Source organism: Paenibacillus sp. J2L1-98 (assembly GCF_056269405.1).
Genome location: NZ_JBWDNW010000007.1, coordinates 250,001 through 270,458 on the forward strand (window position 1 = coordinate 250,001; position 20,458 = coordinate 270,458).

Consider the following 20,458-nt stretch of genomic DNA (forward strand, 5'->3'; position numbering starts at 1 on the left):
GTGTGATTTGACCATTATTATTTATTATCTTGCCATGCCGGAATCGTGTGGTCATATGCTTTCTAATCATTCGCTTTCTACGCGAGGCAGTGTTTTTATAAACGCGTGCAGGGCGCTGCTTACAAAAGAATCCTTGCGCGTAATAAATTCCGTCTTCATATGCTTGATCGACTCCGGAATGACATGCGTTCGGATAGAGCCCTCCGCTTCTTGCTTCGTAACGACAATCTTCGGCATCAATGAAATGCCTAGTCCAGCTGACACGCCGCCAACGATCGCTTCAAGCGTGCCAAATTCCATGATCGGCGGATGAGTTAAGCCGCTCGCTTGCAGCCATTTTTCCAAGACGGCCCGATAGGAGCAGCCAGTACTATACACAAGGATGGGCTTCGTCATCGCTTCTTCAATACTGCTTACGGATTCATGAGATACAATGACCAGCTCTTCATTAAAAACGGGAAAGGACTGGAGCTCCGGGTGATCGCACTCGCATCCGATAAAAGCGCCGTCAAGCTCATATTGAAGCACTTTCTCCATTAAAGCTTGCGTATGTCCTGTCGTCAAGGAGAGCAGCACCTTTGGATGCTGTCCGTAATAGGAAGCCAGCAGCGCAGGCAGCCGAACTGCTGCTGCCGTCTGCGTTGAGCCGATCGTAAGCGGGCCGCTGGGTTCGTCCGAGGAGGTCAGCGCCTGCGTCGCTTCCTCTAACAGGCCGATAATTTTGCCAGCGTAAGCAAGCAGCGTTTTGCCGCTTGAGGAAAGGGTCATTCCCCTGTTATGGCGGAGAAAAAGAGCTGTGCCAAGCTCGGATTCAAGGTTGCGAATTCTTGCGGTTACGTTGGATTGCACATAGCCGAGCCTAAGAGCTGCCTTCGTAATGGAGCCTTCACGAGCAACCATATGAAAAACGCGTAAATCTGCACTCTCCATCGTTACCGGCCTCCTAAAGGTTGATTTTGATGTGGAAGTCGCCGCTAGCTATCATAAATTATGATATCCAGTATCTTTTATGATCATTATACATAAAACCAATGACTGATTACAATGAATGTAGAACCAATGAGAGCTCTAGGATAAAGCGGATTTGTATTAAAAAAGTCAGAGGAGAGGTATGGATGGAACTAATAAATAAGGCAGCTTTAGTTACCGGCGGGGGGACTGGAATCGGAAGGGCTACAAGTATAGCTCTTGCTGATAGAGGTGTCAAAGTTGCCGTCAACTATTCCCGTTCTATTGACGAAGCGGAAGAAACAGTCGAGCTGATCCGGCATAGGGGGGGCAGGGCGATCGCGATACAAGCAGATGTGTCAAAAGATAGGGAGGTACGGGAAATGGTCCATACCATGGCGCAGCAATTTGGGACCGTTGATTTACTCGTTAATAATGCAAGCATAACGCGCCATATTCCGCTAGATGATTTAGAGGGGGTAACAGAGGAGGCTTGGGATGAGCTCTATGATGTTAACGTGAAAGGCATGTTTTATTGCGCGCGGGCAGTTAGTCCTTATATGAAGGCAAATAAACAGGGAGCCATCGTTAATGTCGGCAGCATAGCCGGTTTAACCGGTTTGGGATCATCGCTTCCTTATGCCGTTTCCAAAGCCGCGGTGCATGGCTTAACGAAATCGTTGGCTCGCGCTCTTGCCCCTGAAATACGGGTATGCAGCGTCGTTCCAGGCGCGGTTGCTACAAGATGGTGGGAGGGAAGGGAAGAGGCCATGCACCTTCTAGCGGGCCATATTTTGCTGCAGCGAATTTCGACACCCGAGGATATCGCCAGCTTAATTAGCTCGGTGTTGCAGCAAGAATCCATGACCGGCCAACTCATTACCGTGGATGGCGGACAAACGCTATAATTTTACGCACCTCCCTTTTATAGAGCGGAGACTGTCAGTTTACATTGACAAATTATCCGCTCCATTTTATTATTAGTTTGAATTCAAACTAGTTTAAGGCGGTGAAGCTCCATATGGGAAAACAAAGTCATATAACCCGTTTCCCTTGGGAGCTTGAGGATAGCAATACGCTGCTCATCAAGCTTGCTTTCATTAATATTCGGCGTGAAATTGAAGCAGCCCTCAGGCCGCTTGGATTAACTCCTCAGCAATCGCAGTCTCTCCATTTGCTGTCGATGATGCCTGGCGCGATGAATGCCGATTTGGAGAAGCTGCTTTTCATAGATAAATCGAGCGTTACGAGCTTGATCAACGGAATGGTGAGGAGGGAATGGGTCGTTCGGCGTGACCACGACCAGGATGCGAGAATGAAAAGGATCTATTTGACGGAACAAGGGAAAGAGATGCACCAGAAGTCATCTAACGCTGTCAAGCAGGCGAAGGATAAATCCAATCAACTGCTGACGGATGAAGAATCCGCTACTCTGCAGGCGTTGCTGAGAAAAATCATTAACGCTTACGAGTAGGCTTATTTCTAATTATGAATTTTTTTTGCCGATTTAGTTTGAATTCAAACAATAATGGATTTTTATCTGGAGAGGGTGTTTAAGGGAGATGGAAACTGCCAGCGTACAAAACAACGGCGAGAAGCTCTTGCCCGTATTGGCGTTCACATTAGTGTTCTCGATTATGAATGCTTCTATGTTTAATGTCGTTATGCCGGTCATCAGCAAGGAGTTTGGCATTACGCCCTCGCAGGTGAGCTGGCTGCTTACCGGTTATATGATCGTATACGCTGTTGGCTCCGTTACATACGGAAAGCTTGCCGATAAGTACCGTTTGAAGGACTTACTGACCTTCGGATTGATTTTCTTTGCGCTTGGCTCAGTCGTAGGGATGACAGCAACCGAATATTGGATGATTGTGTTTGGACGAATATTGCAAGCCAGCGGAGCCGCCGTTATCCCTGCTACGGCAATGATCGTTCCCGTAAGATACTTCTCTCCCGAGAAGCGCGGCAGGGCACTTGGCACTGTAGCTTCAGGATTGGCGCTCGGTACCGCGCTGGCTCCCATTGTATCGGGATTAATAACGGGCTTCGCCAGCTGGAGATTCCTGTTCCTGCTATCGTTAATTCCGCTGCTTGCACTGCCGTTCTTCAGAAAATATTTAGACGATCAAAAAGGCGAAGCGAAAAGGATTGATTTCTACGGGGGCATTCTGCTAGGAGGATCGGTCGCTTTACTGCTGCTATCGATCTCGCTGGGAAATGGGTTGTTTTGCATCAGCGGCGTCGTATCGCTTATTCTGTTTATCATTCGTATCCGGACGGCAGCGGAGCCCTTTATCCAGCCTAAGCTGTTCAGCAATAAAAAATATTCCTTCGGTTTATTTATTACCTTTCTCGCGACTGCTATGAGCTTCGGCATGCCATTTGTTACTCCGCAGTTTTTGGCGGGTCTGAATAATCTGTCTCCGGCTGTTATCGGTCTTGTTATGTTTCCGGCTGCTATTACCTCGGCATTCATGGGACGAAGAGGGGGCAGACTGGCGGATGAGAAGGGTAACTCTTTCTTAGTTTACACGGCAATTTCGCTTAGCTTTGTTTGCTTCGTTCTGCTCTCTGTATTTGTTGGAGCTTCGCCATATCTGATTTTATTTTTGCTTATATTCGGCAACATGGGCCAAACCTTCATGCAAATAGCCATGTCAAACACCATCTCGCGGACCCTGGCGAAGGAACAGATCGGTGTCGGGATGGGGTTGATGTCTTTGCTTAACTTTATCTCGGGCGCGATGACGACAAGCATTATCGGCAAGCTGCTGGACGCGAAGAAAACGGCATTCCATCTTAACCCGCTCGCTGTCCATGGCGGGGCTTATCTGTACAGCAATATTTTCTTTGCACTGGCCATCCTGGCCGCAATCATTGTCGGCATTTATTATTTTTCATTCAGTTCGTCCGGCGGTAAAGCGGGGATGAAGGCAAAGCTGAAGGAGAGTAAGTCATCCTCCAGAACGGCGTAGTACATGGCAATTTAATCGGCAGCGCGAAGAGAACATTTTGAGCCTAGCGGTTCAGAATGTTTTTTTTGGTTGACATCTCTAACTGTATAAACTAATATTACAGTATTGAAAAAAGTTACAGTTAAGGGCTTCGTATGAATAAACAGCATAACGGGAGAGAGGTATAGAATGAATTCAAATTATAAGCCATTATTCGAATCGATTGCTTTTAAGAGCGGCGTTCAATTAAAAAATCGTGTTGTGATGGCGCCTATGACCAATTTCTCCTCTAACGAAGATGGAACAGTGTCGGGTCCTGAGCTGGATTATTATGGACGCAGATCGGGCGGCGTTGGTATGGTCATTACGGCCTGCGTCTATGTATCGCCGAACGGCAAAGGATTCCAAGGTGAATTTGCAAGCGACAGCGATGAGATGATTCCCAGCCTGCGGCGTTTGGCCTCTGCGATCAAAGAAAAAGGAGCTAAGGCGGTGCTTCAAATTTTCCATGGCGGCAGAGAATGTCCGCCTGGTCTTGTGCCGCATGGCGATGTGGTCAGCGCCAGCGCGGTAGCTTCCGAACAAAACGCCGGCGTTGTTCCCAGAGCATTGCTGGATACGGAAATCGAGGCAATCATTCGCGACTTCGGAGAAACGACAAGAAGAGCGATCGAAGCGGGTTTTGACGGTGTTGAAATCCATGGCGCCAACGGGTATCTCGTGCAGCAGTTTTTCTCTGCCCATTCGAATACGCGGGATGATCGCTGGGGCGGGAGTATTGACAAGCGTCTGAGCTTCCCGCTTGCCATCGTTGATGAAGTGAAGCGAATCGTCGCTGCTCATTCGAAGCAGCCGTTTCTTGTCGGCTACCGTTTTTCGCCGGAGGAAGCGACGACGCCTGGCATAACGATGGAGGATACGTTCAGACTCGTTGATGAGCTGGCAAGCAAAGAGCTCGATTATCTTCATGTGTCTTTACAGGATTTCTGGTCGCTGCCTAGACGCGGCGCGGATGAGACCAAAGCTCGCATTGAGTGGATACAAGAGCGGGTAGGACATTTGGTGCCTATCATCGGTGTCGGTTCCATTCATACGCCGGATGATGCGGTAAAAGCTCTGGGCACAGGCATTCCGCTTGTTGCTATTGGCCGGGAACTCATTATAGAGCCGGACTGGGTCGAGAAGGTGACCGAAGGACGGGAAGCAGAAATCAAAACAACGCTTAGCAAGGACGATCAGGAACGTTTGGTCGTACCGGCACCACTCTGGGAGACTATCGTTCATATGCCAGGTTGGTTTCCGCTAGGCGATTAATATAGATATGCGTAAGAAGAACGGGTCAGAGTTTTCTCTGGCCTGTTTTTTTATGTTCTTATGAGCGGTCATTTAATGTTTTGCCCTTTTAGAAACGATTTGGCAGTTGTTTTAGTACTAAAGTTATTGTATCATCATATAATAGGTAGGCAACCTAATTAAATTTTCAAAAAAAGTAGTTTGGCTGCCAATCGGTCATAATAAATTAAGTGGTTTAGGAGTGTAAGACATATGGAGCAATTGACTCAAAAGAAGAAGGTTACCATCATGATTGCTCTGATGGCAGCAATGTTCTTTGCCGCCATCAATCAGACGATCGTAAGTACGGCAATGCCGCGCATTATTGCAATGCTGGGGGGAATCGAGTATTACACTTGGGTAATTACCATTTATATGCTCACCTCTACGATTGCCACCGTTCTTGTAGGGAAGCTGTCTGATATTTATGGACGTAAGCCTTTTCTGTTAACCGGGATTGTGTTTTTTATAATCGGCGCTTTTCTTTGCGGGACATCGACGACGGTCTTTCAGCTTATTGCTTACCGGGGCATTCAAGGCTTGGGAGGCGGTATTCTGATGTCTGCTACCATCACAGCGGTTGGTGATTTGTTCGCGCCGAGGGAGAGGGCGAAATGGACCGGCGTGATGATGGCTGTGTTTGGCTTCTCAAGCGTAATCGGCCCGACACTCGGCGGTTTCATGGTTGATCATATCGCATGGAAATGGATTTTCTGGATTTTCCTGCCGCTTGGACTTGTTGCATTTGGGATGATTTGGTCGATGTTTCCGAAAACAGCGCGGAAAACGACGGAATCGATTGATTACTTTGGCTCATTGTTTCTTACGCTGACGCTTATCGCCTTGCTACTCGGCTTCTCGTGGGCGGGCACAAAATATGATTGGGATTCGCCGCAAATTATCGGTATGCTGGCAGCTGCGGCCGTTTTCTTAGTTATACTGCTTCTCGTCGAACGTAAAGCAAAAAGTCCGGTACTGCCATTGTCCATGTTTAAAAACAGTATCGTCACGATTTCCAATACAATCGGCTTCCTTATGAACGCCGGGATGATGGGCGCAATGATGTATTTGCCATTTTTCGTACAGGGGGTTCTGGGCATTTCGCCAACTTATTCGGGCTTCGTTAATATGCCGATGTCGATTGCGATGATTTTCCTCAGCACCTTATCGGGACGTTGGATTTCGAAATCAGGCAAGTACAAACGTTTTGCGATAGCCGGTATGCCGTTTATGGTCATAGGAATGCTCATGATGGCCCTTATGAATAATGTGGGCGTTGCGGTTGCTGCCATGATTGTTTTCGGTATCGGCCTCGGCATTTCAATGCCTGTATTTACGTTAACGGTTCAAAACGCAGTTGCTCCAGCGCAGCTAGGCGTAGCTACGGCAACAGCTACCTTGTTCCGCAACTTAGGCGGTACGATCGGAATCGCTGTAATGGGTACAGTGATGAACTCTGCCATGACAAGCAGGCTGGAGTCTGCCGTTAAAGCCGGCGAAGGCCCGGATTTGTCAAAAGTAGATGCTGCGACGGCCGAGAAATTGTCGAGCTTCCTCAACCCGCAAATGCTGCTCGATCAACCGAAATTAAAGGAACTGCATGCGACGCTGCCGGAGCAGATTCAGCCTATATTTACGCATATCATTGACATGGTGCGTTCGGTATTAAGCGAATCGCTAACGGTTGTATTTCTATTCGGCATGTCTTTACTGATCGTTGCGTTCGTTCTCGTACTGTTCTTGAAAGAAATTCCGCTCCGTTCCTCGAATGATATGAAAGCCAAAGTGAACGAGGAGCAGAAGGAACAGATGAAAAATGAGCCTGCTCTTAATTAATGTTTAGAGAGGATCATCTTGTAGGGATTTCGCTAGCTGCCGCAGCCGCAGCAGGCGAAATCCCCTTTCTGCATTAAAGCTCTTCGTTATTTTGTGCGGACTCGAGATATTGAAAAACCTGATTCAGCAAGCCGACAAGCTGATCGCTTTGCTCTTTCCCCAAGTGATCAATCATCCCTGTGAATATTGCAAGGTACCGCTCTGTCGCTTTCTGGGCAAGCTGCTCGCCTTTTTCGGTTAATGTGATCTCCGTCATTCTCCGGTCTGTCTTATCAGCGGAGCGAATCACATAGCCGGCGGCGATTAAGCTGTTAAGCATTTGCGTAACGGTAGGCGAGGTTACCTGGAGCATTTTGCTGATTTCCGACACGGTCGTGCCGGATGCGCCTTTGTCATTGCTCTGCTTCACGCATACGAGCATTCTAATTTCGCTGGCTTTAAGTCCGCCCCACATCGTTTTTTTACGCCAGTCTGCTCTTGCAAACCGTTGGAATACATCTATTAAATCTGTAACATTTTCATATTTATCGGTGCTCATTCGATTCACCTCGGTGAATTTATTTTTTAGATTAATTAGGTTACCAACGCAATTATAGTTAGGATGTGACCCGGAAGTCAACCAAGCATGAGAGATGAGGTGCAGGATGAACAACTATGAGGAATGGAAGGAGCTGTTTCCGCTTTTAAAGGGTGTTTATAAAAAAATAAAAACGGAATGGTTTAAGGACATTGATTACAGCTTCTCTGTTAATCAAACGAGAATGATTCAATATTTGAATAGGCAGAGTCCGATGAAGTCTACGGACATTGCGGAATTGCTTTTTATTACGGCTGGCGGAGTTACGCTAATGGGAGATAAGTTAGTTGAAAAAGGGCTTATCCGCAGATATCGCGGCGATGAGGACAGGCGTGTCGTTTATGTAGAAATTACAGATGAGGGCAAGCGGTATATCGAGTCGTTTAAAGCAAATGACGAAGCTATCATCCGCTATATGAGCGAGCGAATTTCTTTGGAAGATTTAGCGCATTTAAAACGTATATTTACACTTCTCAATGAATAGCTGCCAAACAAGGCAGCGATGCGACAGCCGGCTAAAATAATAGTCGTGAACCTTTTATCAGCGACATAGAGTGAAAGTAGTGCGATAAATGCTACCGAGCGCAAAGCGTTGATGAAGGGTGGACATGCGGCGATGGTCATTTCTAGCTTTCAAGCATTCATTCAGGTGTTTGGTTTGTCAATCTCGATGAGCTTAGTGGGCGGTCTAATTGGACATTTCGTTAAAAATGGCATTATCGAAATGCCAAAGCTCGTCATAGAATATGATGAAGAAGATTTGAAGCTTTCTTCAAATTGGTTTATAAAGTGGTTTCAACGGCTTTATTATTTTGTGATCTTCGTTATTGGCTTTAGAAACCATAGCAACGCGAAGAAAAAGATTTTTTTCGATCTAGGCTTTCTAGGCGATCTATTAATCGCAATAGGAACGGGCATCCTTGCAAAGACGGCGCTATCCATGGCGGATACGACGGACAATTTTGCAGTAGTGAGCAGCTCGCTGCTGGCGGGCTATGCCGGCTTAGCCTATCTGAAGAACAAACAGAATAAAGAGCTAGCAGAACTGTTTCCGGAAGAAATAGATGACTCAAATCCGCGAACGGATGCCAAATAATATGCAAGTTTGCTTGCGTACTGCGTATAATGACCATAGAAAAAACGTTAAGGAGGGTGATGCGCATGGGGAAAATAACGGTCAAAGTGACTTCAGAAGAGATGCAGGAGCTTAAGAAGCTAGCTAAGATTGTCAAAAACCCGTACCTTCCGATGTCGGACCGCCGTATAGCTAAGACGCAATACGAATCCATTATTTATTTTGCAAGAAAATGCAACCGCGGCATTATATCATCTGTTTAGTGGAGAAGTTTTTAAGCTAAAGGGACTGCTTCAAGAGGTCAATGACCAAATGACGCAGTCCCTTTGTTATTAAGGCAATTCGATCGCAACCTCACGTTTGCTTGCAGCCGAGCGGAGCACACCGTCGATGATCGCCTGGTTATACAAGATTTCCGCTCCGGGAATAGGGGCTGGACGATTGTCGGCAATGGCTGCGACAAAGTCCTTTACCTTCTCGTCGAATAAATTCAGACCGTGCGTTATAACCGGAATAGTAGACTGTATATGCTGATCGACGACATCATGATAAAGCGTCATGCTGCCCACGCTTCCGTCCCATACGCCGCTCCAAGGTCCGCTGCCTGCCGGCGTAACCTTGAGGCCGCCTTCTGTTCCAAGAAACATCGTTGCTCCGAGCGAATCCATATGCATGGCCCAGCTAATTTTGTAATTCAGCACGATGTCGCCCTCAAGGCGAATCATCGCTACGCCGAAATCCTCCACGTCAAAATTGTCCGCTTCTTTATGGTATTTCGGGTTTGTTCCAAAATGGTTCGACGTATATGCCGACACGGTTAGCGGTTTAGGATAGCCAAGCGCATTAAGCGCCATATCGAGCGAGTAGCAGCCGATATCGGCCATGGCGCCCGCACCCGCAAGCTCCTTGCGGATGAACGTGCCGCCGGGCATGCCGCGGCGTCTTCCGCCGCCAGTCTCCACAAAATAAACGTTGCCGAGCTTGCCTGATTGAACGATTTCTTGAATCAAGGACATATTTGGGTCGTATCTGGGCTGGAAGCCTACGGTCAGCATTTTGCCGCTGCGTTCAGCCGCCTCGACCATTTCGATGGATTGCTGCAGCGTGACGGACATCGGCTTCTCGACCAGCACATGCTTGCCGGCGTTTAAAGCGTTTACTGAAGTCTCATGATGAGCAATGTTCGGCGTACAGATGCTGACACCGTCAAGATCAAGCTCCAGCAGCCGCCTATGATCCTCGAATGCCGCTGCATGTACAAGCTCCTCCTGCCGGATGAACGCCTGCGCTCTTCCCGCCAGGCTGTCTGCTACCGCAACGATCTCTACATGAGGTATTTTCTTATAAGCCGAAGCATGCGCTCTAGCAATGCCGCCGCTTCCTATAATTCCAATCCGTATCGTTCTTGCCATGATTTGTCCCTCTTTTCATCGTGTTGCTTCTACTTTAGCACAGCCTTACCGGGCTTTAAATTGCGAGAAAAGGACAAATCAACTACAAAATCATGACATGGGTCAGACGCCATACAGCTGCCGGTACAAGGTAGGCGTCATTCCTTCATGCTCCATAAACCTTTTGTTGAAATAGCTGACGCTTGGATAGCCGGCATCGCCTGCTATCTGACCGATGTTGGCCTCTTTGCGCTCCAGCAGCCACTGCTTCGCCATCTGAAGCCGGCAGCGCGTAATGAAATCCATAGGTGTCATTTCCATGACGCTGCGAAATAATTTACAGAAATAGTACGGGCTGACACCCGCCTGCTCGGCCCATTGCTCAAGAATGAAAGGCTGCGTCGCTTCCTGCTGCATGAGCGGGAGCAGCTCCAGTATGCGGTTGCCGGACGAGCTCGCTTTGCTTCCCGAGATGGGCACGGCTTGCTCGACAAACACCGCGACGACCGCATAGGTCAGCGCGGAAAGCTTCGTCGGACGCAGCATCCGGTGCGTCTCGGCTTCGACCAGAAGCTCCTCATGCACTTGTTCCCATGCGGCGGGCTGGCGAATCGTCCAAAGCTGGCTTTTGTGAAAGCCTCTTTCTATCATATAATCCTGCAAGCCTGTGCCGTAGAAATGGACCCATCTGATATCCCACGGATCGTCCTTGCTGCTGTAGTAATGCTGCCGCTGCAAGGGGAAATAAAGCACGGCCTCCCCAGCCTCTAGCGTATGCGCCTTACCGTCTACTTCCACATAGCCTTTGCCGGAAACGACATAATGGATATTAAAGTTGTTTAGCGAGCCTGCTGTCCGCATTGCGAAATGTTCGGGGTGGTCCCAGTAATTTCCGACTGATTCAGGAAAGCAAAAGAACGGGTTTTGCGGCAGCGTGAGCAGGTGGGATTGCCTTTGCATGATCGTTCACCTCAATGACAATATTGTTATAACTCATAGCAAAATAATATCATTTTATTTTTGGCAGTTCTACTTTAAACTGAAGGAAAGCATAGGTTATCCGTTCAGTTTCTACTTTTATAACATCGCTTAAGCTGCTTTGTTGAAATTGAACGTTAGTTTCTCTCTATGCTTGTGATCACAATATAGTAATAAAAAAATGCTGAGGTGACGATAGGGATGACAATGAAAAAGCTGAGATGGGGCATATTAGGCTGCGCAGGTATCGCGAAAAGAGCGGTAATACCCGGCCTTCATCTTTCTGAATTAAACGAGGTTGCAGCGATTGCCAGCCGCGATGCGGACAACGCGAAGAAGACGGCGGAAGAGCATAACATTCCAAACGCCTACGGCAGCTACGAGGCGCTGCTTGCAGATGACTCGATCGATGTTATATACATTCCGCTTCCAAATCATTTACATAGGGAGTGGACCATACGCGCAGCCGAGGCGGGTAAACATATTTTGTGCGAGAAGCCGCTTGCCCTGACGGAGAAGGAAGCGGCGGAGATGGTTGAAGCTTGCGCGGGCGCAGGCGTACTGCTCTCGGAAGCCTTCATGTATAGATACCATCCGCGATACCAGATGATGAAGGAGATTATCGCTGCTGGAGAAATAGGCGAGGTTCGCGGCATTCGCAGCGCTTTTACGTTCAATAATGCGGGACATAAGGAAAACGTAAGATACCGCAAGGATTGGGGCGGCGGCTCGATTTACGATGTCGGATGCTATCCGATCAACGCCGCCCGCCTGCTGCTTGGGAAGGAACCCGAGGCGGTAACGGTTCAAGCTTTATTTTCGCCGGAGCATGACGATGTCGATATGATGGCATCCGGATTAGTCGAGTTTGAAGGAGCGGTCTCGCTGACTTTCGATTGCGGCATGTGGGCAGCGTTCCGGAACCCGCTTGAGGTGCTGGGCACGGATGGGGTCATAGAGGTTCCATCCGCTTATGTGACCGGCGAGCCTGGCAGCGCTAATTTCTTCGTAAGCTCCAAAGGGGAGCGCAAAGAAATTGAGGTGCCGTATGTGAACGCTTATACCGCGCAAGCCGATCATTTGGCGCGTGCCATCAAAGGTGAGACAACGCTGCAATTCGGCTCAGCGGATGCTTTGAGCAATATGAAAGTCATAGACGCTTGTCTGCTCTCGGCTCGCGAGCGCACAAGAATTACTCTATAAGAAACGATAATCGAGGAGGCTAAAAAAGATGGAATACATTCAAATTGAAGGATCACCAAAACCGGTATCGCGTTTAATGAAGGGCTCGGATTATTTTTTCCACCACTCCTACGAAAAAGCGGCAGCTAATCTGGATGCTTTTCTGGCGATTGGGGGCAATTCGGTTGACACGGCACATATTTACTGCGGCGGACAAAGCGAGGAGGTCATCGGCCGTTACATGCAGGAGCGCGGCAACCGGGAGCAAATGGTCATTTTGACTAAAGGCGCGCATCATGATCAAACCGGTCCGCGTGTCAACAAAGAAGCGATCCGGCAGGATTTGGCCGATAGCCTCGTGCGTCTGCAAACCGATTATGTCGACCTCTATGCGCTGCATCGCGATGATACCTCCGTCCCGGCAGGAGAAGTCATCGATATTCTGAATGAGCATGTTCAGTCGGGCAGCATCAGAGCGATTGGCGTATCGAACTGGTCTTGGCAGCGGATTAAGGAAGCGAATGAATATGCAGCGGCGAAAGGACTTGTCGGCTTCTCGTTCAGCAGTCCGAACCTAAGCCTCGCGAAAGCGAATGAACCGTTCTGGGCAGGCTGCGTGTCCGCCGATGAGGAAACCTGCGCGTGGCATGAGGAACAGCAGTTTCCGCTGCTATCCTGGTCGTCGCAGGCAAGGGGTTTCTTTACGGGCAGATTCTCTCCGGAAATTCGCGATAATGCTGATTTGGTCCGCGTTTTTTACAGCGACGACAACTGGGAGCGGCTTGAGCGCGCAAAGCAGCTGGCAGCGGAGAAAAACGTTAGCGCGATTCAAATTGCGCTTGCATACGTGCTTAATCAGCCGTTTCCTACCTGCGCCTTGATCGGTGCGCAATCAGCGGAAGAACTGCATTCCTGCGATGCGGGCTCGCTCATTAAGCTGACGAAGGAAGAGCTGAGCTGGCTCGATCTGGCGACGCAGAAGGTTTAATGCGGCTGGCAATCGAATCAATGGTTCAAGAGGACAAAGCTACTCTATTTGAGCAGCTTTGTCCTTTTTGTACGCTCTTGGACTGATCCCGTACGTTTTGCGGAATAAAGCGGCAAAATGATTGTAATTGTTGAATCCGACATCCAGTGCGGCTTCGGTAGCCGTTCGGCCCATACGCTCCATTAACAGCGCAGCTTGCTGGAGCCGCAGCCGATTCAGATGGTCGAGCACGCTAGCGCCTGTTTCTTGTTTGAAGAGATGGGACAGCCTGGAGAGCGAAAGCCCAACCGATTTGGCTATATCCTCGATACGAATCGTTTTATTCATGTTGCGGGATAAATATTGCAGGGCGAGCTCGATTCGGGGGTCCAGCCGCCGCTCCAGCAGCTGGGCTGTAAGCAAAATAATTTCCCGCAGGCCATTTTCGCACAGCGCATGCCAGAAGCTTGCCCTCTCGCGGGAATCATTCAGAATATGATGGAAGGCTTGCTGAATTCTGCTTTGCATATCGCCTTCCGGTATGGTGGCGACGATGCTTTCCTCATTCGGCAGGTAGTCGATTTCCGGCAGTTTCTGAAAATGCACCCAATAAAAGATCCAGCGGCTGCCCGGCACGGTTCCGTACTCATGAGGAATGCCGGAGCGAAGCAGTCCGATCTGTCCGCTGCGGCAGCGCTTTTCTCCTTCGGGCGTGCGCAAATAGCCCTCCCCCTGCAGGGTGAAAAAAATAAGCCAATCACTCATTCCGTTCGGCCTTCGATAGCGATAGGAGTCGGATTGTTCAAAAAGACCGCTTAGCAAAACCCCTCCAGGCGAATCATTACCGGCCTCGTTTCCGATAGACGGGTACAAGCCAATCTCCTCCAATGCAATCAAAATAGCAGAATACCAGTACTTTTCAGCAGTAATCATTCTTCCTTAAAAATAACGAAAGCTCTATGATGATGTCAAGAGCAAGGAATTCATCAGAGAAGGAGTGCTGTGCGATGGCCAGAACTTTGAACGTATTAACGGAGGAGCAGATCAATCAGTTTATTACAGAGGGCTATATTATTATTAAGGATCTTTTCTCGCAGGAGGACATTCGTACGATCGAGGATACATTTGAGGAGATCAGCCATACGGCTGTGCCGGGCTTTTTCGAGCCGGATTTGTCAGGAACTGCGATTGATCCATTAAAGCGGTTTCCGCGTGTGATGCATCCTCACCGCTTCAATGAAACGGCCAAAAAATATTTGCTGCATAAACCGGTTATGGCTGTACTAGCCGATCTATATGGCGAAGAGGCGCTGGCAGCCCAAAGTATGTTTTATTACAAGCCGCCGGGCTCACGCGGTCAAGCTTTGCATCAAGACAATTTTTATTTGCAGGTGGAACCTGGCAATTGCATTGCCGCATGGACGGCAATCGATGCTGCGAATGAAGAGAACGGCGGTTTGCTTGTCGTTCCGAAGACGAGCGAGCATGAGATTAGCTGCCCTGAACTAGCGGATTCGACCGAATCCTTCACGACCCATTACGTCAAGCCGCCGAAGGATCAGAAAGCGATGCCGGTCGTTATGGATAAGGGCGATGTTTTATTTTTTAACGGAAATCTTATTCATGGCTCTTACCGGAACAAGACGAAGGATCAATTCCGCCGTGCTTTTATTTGCCACTATGCGAACTCGTCGGCAACCCGTATCAATACCCACTACCGCCCATTGTTCCGGGAAGACGGCACGACTATCGATTTGGAAATCAACACCGACGGAGGCCCTTGCGGAATGGAATTCGAAATGGCTTATCCGCACTAAACGAGGATGAAAATGAACGATAAATTACGGGTTGAGATGTCATGGTGGGGAATGAACGGGCTCCAAGGAACGGCGGGGCATGGGGCTGCAATCGAGGAGAAATTCGAGCTCATTGCGATGAACGGCTTTGACGGCATAAACGCATTTGTGCCGGGACCAGAGGAGAGCGGCCTTTGGAAGGAGCTGCTTCATCAATACGGCTTATCGTTTAGCGTAAATGCCTACCCTACCTCGTTAGTGGAAATGTCTGAATTTTTGGATAGAGCAGCGGCTTTTGGTCAAATTGACTATATCAATGCGCAAGTGATGAAGCCCTTTCTGACCGGCGATTCGGCGGTCGAGCTGCTCTCGGGCATCGACGCGCTGTCTCGGCAAGCGGGCATTCCGGTCTATGTCGAGACGCATCGCGGTACGATCACGCAGGATCTTATCCGCACGCAGCAGTTTTTAGAGGCACTGCCAATGCTTAAGCTTACAATTGATTATTCCCATTACGTCGTGGCAGGCGAGCTGCACACGGTGTCGCCCGAAGCGGAGCAAATGCTGCAGAGCTTGCTGCCGAACGCATACAGCATTCATACGCGTATTTCAAACGGCGAGCAAATTCAGATCGATCCTGGCGAAGCGGGCAATCATCCGATGCTGCACCATTTTGCCAGATGGTGGGAAAGCGCCATGCGGCATTGGCGCAGCGTTCCAAGAGAAGAGGGCGAAACCTTTCCCGTCGTTATTGAGCTGGGTCCGCCGCCCTATGCGATAACCGCAGACGAGGCCGGCTCCAGACAATCTGAGATCAGCGACCGCTGGTCGCAGTCTCTTTATTTGAAGCAATTGGTGCAGCAGCTTTGGCAAAAAGCATGCCTGTAACGGGAACCCGACTTGGACATCATTCGTCCAGTCGGGTTTTTGCTTGTAAAGCGCCAACTGGTTTAATATTGTCCAAGAGCAAAGTCTAATTTTGTCCAATTAAACGCTTTCATGTTCAGGCTATAATGAAAAAAACGCTTACAAGGAGTTGGGTTTGCAGTTATGGAACAGAAACGGATACAATGGTTTGCAAGCACGGAAACCGAGCTTTGGACCGATAAGCATATAGAGGAAGCGGTTAGCGGAAACGCCAATTTAGCGTTCACGGACGAGAGGTTTCAGCAGTTAGAAGGATTCGGGGGCTGCTTTAACGAGCTTGGTTATGTCGCGCTGCAGCATTTGCCTGAAGAAGAACGGAGCAGCGTAATGCACGCGCTCTTCCATCCGGAAGGTGAGCATAAATTCAGCATTTGCAGACTTCCGATCGGAGCGAGCGACTATGCGCTTGAATGGTACAGCTTGAACGAAACAGACGGGGATTTGGAAATGGAGCATTTTTCGATCGCCCGCGATCAAAAATATTTGATTCCTTATATTAAAGAAGCGATGCAGCTCAATCCGGATTTGAAGCTGTTCGCTTCTCCTTGGAGCCCTCCGACATGGATGAAATTTCCGAAGTCATACAATTACGGCACGCTGCGCTGGGAAAAGGAAATTTTGGAGGCGTACGCGCTGTACTTCGTAAAGTTTGTTGAAGCGTATAAGGCGGAAGGCATTACGATTCATCAGGTTCACGTTCAAAACGAGGTTGTCGCGGATCAAAAATTCCCTTCCTGCGTTTGGACGGGCGAGCAGCTCCGCGAATTTATCCGCGATTATTTGGGCCCGGCCTTCGAGAAGCATGGCCTGGATACGGAAATATGGCTGGGCACGATCAATGCTCCCGAGGCTTGGGATGAATGGATCAAGAAAAAAGCGACAGATTTCGATGCCTATGCGAATACGGTTCTAAGCGATCCGGAAGCCTACAAATATGTGAAGGGCGTAGGCTACCAATGGGCAGGGAAGCATGCCATACAGCGCACGGTTCAAAGCTATCCGGAGCTTCGGTACATGCAAACGGAGAATGAATGCGGCGACGGCGAGAACACTTGGTTCTATGCGAGGTACGTATTTAATCTCTATCAGCATTATTTCACTAACGGCGTGAATGCCTACATCTACTGGAACATGGTGCTTGAGCCAAAGGGCAGAAGCACATGGGGCTGGGAGCAAAATGCGATGCTAACGGTCGATAAGGAGAAGAAAGCTGCAACGCGCAATCCGGAATTTTATGTGATGAAGCATTTTGCCCATTTCACATCGCCAAATGACAGAAGAGTTGGGCTTAAGGGGCCATGGGCCGGCAATGCGGTCGCCTTCGAGAAGCCGGACGGCACCCGGATTATTGTCCTCACGAATCCATTTAAGGACACTAGGGAGCTGCGCTTGTCCATCGATACGAAGCAACAGCTGTTCCGGCTTGAACCAGAATCCTTTCATACGATCATCATTCCTCGCGGATGACGAAAGCATACGGACTAACGCCAGCAATTCAATGGGGCGTTAGTTTTTTGCTCAGAAATAAGCTTTTATTATACGGAATCGGTTAAGCTATGGGCATAAAAGAATCGGGAGGTGAAGAGTATCCATGTTTGCCAAGCTTTCGCGCATGTTGACGGATCCCTTCCGGCGCAGCATTCGCAATAAATTGATTTTTACGATGATCATCTTGTCCGTCATTCCAATCATCGCGGTCACTGTGCTGGCTGCCGAAAATAACCGGAAGTCGATGGAAGCGGAAGTGATCGGCACTAACTTATCTAATATGAAGTGGACGGGCATTCATCTGGGAGAGCAATTCTCGCAATTAAACAATCTCATTTACACCGTGCTTATTAGTCCGCATCTAAGCGATTATTTGGCAAGCACGGAGGGGGCTTCGCTCTACAACCAGTTTGCAGCGCAAAAAAATATTATGGATACGCTCAGCAATTTGTTTTATTCCGCGGGAAACAAAGTCATCGGCGTGGAGCTTTACCTGAAGGAGCCGGGCAAATTGTTCACGATTAACGCTTCTCAAAATGATCTTGAATCCACACCGGTCATTCCATCCCCCTATAAGCAGCTATTCGAGCAAAATAAGGATTTTTTCATCCAGCCATCGGACGGGGGAAATGGCGAGTTCCAGCTTATACGCAGTATCAACCGCTTTGAGAACCGCGATAAGCTCGGCGGAATTTCCTTAGTCATCCGGTGGTCTATGCTCGATCAGACATTGGATTTAATCGGCCGCGGCGAGGAGCATAAGGTGCTCATTGCCGGGGAGGACGGAAAAATTTTGTATCAGCCATATGGCGATAAGCCGTCGGAGGAGCTTATGCTCCGGGTCAAGCAAACTGACGATGGGCAAGGCTACTTCCGGACACCGGAGGAATATGTCTTCTACAATACGATTGACCCGGTCGGCTTGAAGCTCGTTACGATCGTACCGACCAGTTTTATTAATAAGAGCGCGCAGTCTACGATGCATTTTGGCCTTATTGTAGGCGGCATATCTGTTGCGCTATCGATACTGATCGCTTTTCTGCTGGCATGGCGCATGGCAACTCCGATCGTCAGCCTGGCAAGATCGATGCAAGGGCTTGGCATCATCAAGGACACCGAGCATCCGCAAAGCAAGCGCGTGGACGAGATCGGCTTGCTCGAGACGAAGCTGTATAACATGTCTTATCGAATAAGAGAGCATATTAAAACCGAATACAGCATGAATCTCGAGAAGAAGACAGCGGAGCTCAAGGCGCTTCAAGCGCAAATTAACCCGCATTTTTTGCAAAATACGCTTCAAATGATCGGCAGCATGCTGTTTACGAAAAAACCGGCTGAAAGCTATGAAATCATTCGTTCGCTTAGCGATATGTTTCGTTATGTCATCCGGGATCCGGATGATCTCGCAACCTTAAAAGCGGAAATCGATCATTTAAACAATTACATGCTTATACAAAAGCAGCGTTTTTCATCCCGGCTCAGTTACACGACCGATATCGACGAGTCGGCTATGCGCTGCGCTATTCCGAAGCTGACGCTGCAGCCAATTGTGGAAAATGCTTTTTTCCATGGATTGGAAAACAAATCAGGCGACTGGCAGCTAAACATATCCGTCGTACGCGAGCCGTATGCGGTGCGCATCCGAATTCGCGATAATGGCATAGGGATACGTGCGGATAAGCTCGACGAGCTTCGCAAGCGGATAACGAATCAAAGCGGACAAGTATGGACGCTGGGCGATCGGATCGGGATCCAAAATGTGGCCTCGCGCCTTTATATGCATTTTGGCCCGTCGTACGGGATAACGATTGATAGCGAGCCGGGCACGGGAACGACGGTAACCGTGACTGTTCCGATGGAATCAAGGGGGGAGCTTCATGATTAAAGTGTTAATTGTCGATGATGAGAGCTGGACAAGGGACATCATCAAGGCATTCGGAGAATGGGATAGGCTTGAAATGGAAGTTATTGGCGAAGCTGCGGACGGCCAGGAGGCGCTTCAAATGACCGAGGAATTGCAGCCGCATATTGTCATTACGGACATGCGGATGACTGGAACGGATGGTGTTCAACTGCTTCAATTGCTTAATGACCGGCATCCGGACATTAAGGCCATCGTCGTTAGCGGCTATGATGACTTTCAATATGCGAAGCATGCGCTGCGGTATAAAGCAGTCGATTATTTGCTTAAGCCGGTTGATCCGAAGGAGCTGAACACGGCGCTGCAAAATTGCAAGAGCGGACTGGAAGCAGATCAAGCGGATCGCAGCCCTCTGTCGCTGGATCTCGATATTTCCTATTCGATAGCGAGCTATAAGCAGTTGCTGAAGTCCCATTTCAATGAGTTGAACAAAGAAGGCGTAGCGGCAACGCTCGGCCATATGATGGAGGAGCTTGAGCGAAACGGGATTACGAAAGCGGCTATGCTTGAGCAAGTCATTCAGGAATTGCTCTTGCTGCTCAAGGAATTGATGGCTGCCAACTCGCAGGACAGCGAAGGCCTGCATGCTCCCTATAGTCACGAGGTAGTTGCGTCATGCTCGGAAACATCTGTATTTCTCACCCATCATTATTTGGCTGCGTTAGAGCAGCTTATTCAGCAGCGGAAGTTCAAGAATAAATTAAATTTAGACGAGGTCAGGCTATACATGGAGAAGCATTATACCGAGCCGGTTACGCTGGAGCAGCTGGCGAGAGCCTTCTTCGTGAGCAAGGAATATTTGAGCAAAATGTTTAAGCAGGAATACGGCCGTAACGTTACCGATTATATGCTTCATTTGCGGATGGTGAAAGCGAAGGAGTGGCTGCTTGACGAGAGTATTCCGATCAAAGCGATTGCGGAAATGGCCGGCTATGAGGATATCACTTACTTTTATCGTGTATTTAAAAAGCATTTTGGCATCGCGCCAGGTGAAATGAGAAAGAATGCCGAGGTTTAATATTGTCCAACGAAAGAGTCTAATTCCGTCCAATTAAACGCTTTCATTTTTTAGGTACAATGAAAGCG

20 protein-coding genes are annotated in these 20,458 nt (G+C 48.8%); 15 read left to right on the plus strand and 5 right to left on the minus strand.

From position 1 onward, the window contains the following. Nucleotides 1-66 precede the first annotated feature (66 nt). Complete coding sequence (locus tag AC0YNZ_RS16020; protein ID WP_475827552.1) at nucleotides 67-930, minus strand: LysR family transcriptional regulator; 864 nt, start codon at nucleotides 928-930, stop codon at nucleotides 67-69. Between the two features lie 185 nt (nucleotides 931-1,115). Between AC0YNZ_RS16020 and AC0YNZ_RS16025 the strand changes: the two genes are divergently transcribed. From AC0YNZ_RS16025 to AC0YNZ_RS16045, 5 genes are all read left to right on the plus strand, one after another. Next, complete coding sequence (locus AC0YNZ_RS16025) at nucleotides 1,116-1,856, plus strand: SDR family NAD(P)-dependent oxidoreductase (protein WP_475827553.1); 741 nt, start codon at nucleotides 1,116-1,118, stop codon at nucleotides 1,854-1,856. A gap of 113 nt (nucleotides 1,857-1,969) precedes the next feature. Continuing rightward, nucleotides 1,970-2,422 (plus strand): MarR family winged helix-turn-helix transcriptional regulator, encoded by a 453-nt coding sequence (locus AC0YNZ_RS16030; protein ID WP_475827554.1) that lies wholly within the window; start codon nucleotides 1,970-1,972, stop codon nucleotides 2,420-2,422. Between the two features lie 88 nt (nucleotides 2,423-2,510). Then, nucleotides 2,511-3,923 carry an MFS transporter gene (locus AC0YNZ_RS16035; RefSeq protein WP_475827555.1) on the plus strand — a complete coding sequence of 471 codons (1,413 nt, stop codon included), beginning with the start codon at nucleotides 2,511-2,513 and terminating at the stop codon, nucleotides 3,921-3,923. Between the two features lie 168 nt (nucleotides 3,924-4,091). Then, nucleotides 4,092-5,216 (plus strand): NADH-dependent flavin oxidoreductase, encoded by a 1,125-nt coding sequence (locus AC0YNZ_RS16040; RefSeq protein ID WP_475827556.1) that lies wholly within the window; start codon nucleotides 4,092-4,094, stop codon nucleotides 5,214-5,216. 231 nt (nucleotides 5,217-5,447) lie between these two features. Beyond that, nucleotides 5,448-7,070, plus strand: a complete 1,623-nt coding sequence (locus AC0YNZ_RS16045; protein WP_475827557.1) for an MDR family MFS transporter — start codon at nucleotides 5,448-5,450, stop codon at nucleotides 7,068-7,070. 73 nt (nucleotides 7,071-7,143) lie between these two features. On the opposite strand, the gene AC0YNZ_RS16050 is transcribed toward AC0YNZ_RS16045, so the two are convergent. Further along, nucleotides 7,144-7,608 carry a MarR family winged helix-turn-helix transcriptional regulator gene (locus AC0YNZ_RS16050; protein ID WP_475827558.1) on the minus strand — a complete coding sequence of 155 codons (465 nt, stop codon included), beginning with the start codon at nucleotides 7,606-7,608 and terminating at the stop codon, nucleotides 7,144-7,146. A gap of 106 nt (nucleotides 7,609-7,714) precedes the next feature. Between AC0YNZ_RS16050 and AC0YNZ_RS16055 the strand changes: the two genes are divergently transcribed. The 3 genes from AC0YNZ_RS16055 (at nucleotide 7,715) to AC0YNZ_RS16065 (ending at nucleotide 8,985) form a co-directional block, all read left to right on the plus strand. Then, on the plus strand, nucleotides 7,715-8,131 hold the full coding sequence (locus AC0YNZ_RS16055) for a MarR family winged helix-turn-helix transcriptional regulator (RefSeq protein WP_475827559.1): 417 nt from the start codon (nucleotides 7,715-7,717) through the stop codon (nucleotides 8,129-8,131). Nucleotides 8,132-8,263: 132 nt separating this feature from the next. Beyond that, a complete protein-coding gene (locus AC0YNZ_RS16060) occupies nucleotides 8,264-8,743 on the plus strand; it encodes a hypothetical protein (protein ID WP_475827560.1) in 480 nt (159 codons plus the stop codon). Between the two features lie 65 nt (nucleotides 8,744-8,808). Further along, nucleotides 8,809-8,985, plus strand: coding sequence for a hypothetical protein (locus tag AC0YNZ_RS16065; protein WP_475827561.1), 177 nt, complete (start codon nucleotides 8,809-8,811; stop codon nucleotides 8,983-8,985). Nucleotides 8,986-9,054: 69 nt separating this feature from the next. Here the strand turns inward: AC0YNZ_RS16065 and AC0YNZ_RS16070 are convergent, their stop codons facing one another. Continuing rightward, nucleotides 9,055-10,134 (minus strand): Gfo/Idh/MocA family protein, encoded by a 1,080-nt coding sequence (locus AC0YNZ_RS16070; protein WP_475827562.1) that lies wholly within the window; start codon nucleotides 10,132-10,134, stop codon nucleotides 9,055-9,057. Between the two features lie 102 nt (nucleotides 10,135-10,236). Next, nucleotides 10,237-11,073, minus strand: a complete 837-nt coding sequence (locus tag AC0YNZ_RS16075; RefSeq protein WP_475827563.1) for a helix-turn-helix transcriptional regulator — start codon at nucleotides 11,071-11,073, stop codon at nucleotides 10,237-10,239. Between the two features lie 219 nt (nucleotides 11,074-11,292). On the opposite strand from AC0YNZ_RS16075, the gene AC0YNZ_RS16080 reads away from it, so the two are divergent. Both AC0YNZ_RS16080 and AC0YNZ_RS16085 read left to right on the plus strand, forming a co-directional pair. Further along, on the plus strand, nucleotides 11,293-12,294 hold the full coding sequence (locus AC0YNZ_RS16080) for a Gfo/Idh/MocA family protein (RefSeq protein ID WP_475827564.1): 1,002 nt from the start codon (nucleotides 11,293-11,295) through the stop codon (nucleotides 12,292-12,294). Between the two features lie 28 nt (nucleotides 12,295-12,322). Next, a complete protein-coding gene (locus tag AC0YNZ_RS16085) occupies nucleotides 12,323-13,261 on the plus strand; it encodes an aldo/keto reductase (protein WP_110771878.1) in 939 nt (312 codons plus the stop codon). Nucleotides 13,262-13,300: 39 nt separating this feature from the next. Here the strand turns inward: AC0YNZ_RS16085 and AC0YNZ_RS16090 are convergent, their stop codons facing one another. Further along, a complete protein-coding gene (locus tag AC0YNZ_RS16090; RefSeq protein WP_475827565.1) occupies nucleotides 13,301-14,173 on the minus strand; it encodes a helix-turn-helix domain-containing protein in 873 nt (290 codons plus the stop codon). A 74-nt stretch (nucleotides 14,174-14,247) separates the two neighbouring features. Between AC0YNZ_RS16090 and AC0YNZ_RS16095 the strand changes: the two genes are divergently transcribed. The 5 genes from AC0YNZ_RS16095 (at nucleotide 14,248) to AC0YNZ_RS16115 (ending at nucleotide 20,390) form a co-directional block, all read left to right on the plus strand. After that, nucleotides 14,248-15,057: a phytanoyl-CoA dioxygenase family protein gene (locus tag AC0YNZ_RS16095; protein WP_475827566.1), complete on the plus strand. Its 810-nt coding sequence runs from the start codon at nucleotides 14,248-14,250 to the stop codon at nucleotides 15,055-15,057. 12 nt (nucleotides 15,058-15,069) lie between these two features. Continuing rightward, nucleotides 15,070-15,924 (plus strand): sugar phosphate isomerase/epimerase family protein, encoded by an 855-nt coding sequence (locus AC0YNZ_RS16100; protein WP_475827567.1) that lies wholly within the window; start codon nucleotides 15,070-15,072, stop codon nucleotides 15,922-15,924. 162 nt (nucleotides 15,925-16,086) lie between these two features. Continuing rightward, complete coding sequence (locus AC0YNZ_RS16105) at nucleotides 16,087-17,430, plus strand: glycoside hydrolase family 30 protein (protein ID WP_475827568.1); 1,344 nt, start codon at nucleotides 16,087-16,089, stop codon at nucleotides 17,428-17,430. Nucleotides 17,431-17,554: 124 nt separating this feature from the next. Continuing rightward, entirely contained in the window at nucleotides 17,555-19,336 is a 1,782-nt protein-coding gene (locus AC0YNZ_RS16110; RefSeq protein ID WP_475827569.1) for a sensor histidine kinase, read from the plus strand. Next, nucleotides 19,329-20,390: a response regulator transcription factor gene (locus tag AC0YNZ_RS16115; RefSeq protein WP_475827570.1), complete on the plus strand. Its 1,062-nt coding sequence runs from the start codon at nucleotides 19,329-19,331 to the stop codon at nucleotides 20,388-20,390. The genes AC0YNZ_RS16110 and AC0YNZ_RS16115 overlap by 8 nt, the downstream gene beginning before the upstream one ends. Nucleotides 20,391-20,458 lie beyond the last annotated feature (68 nt).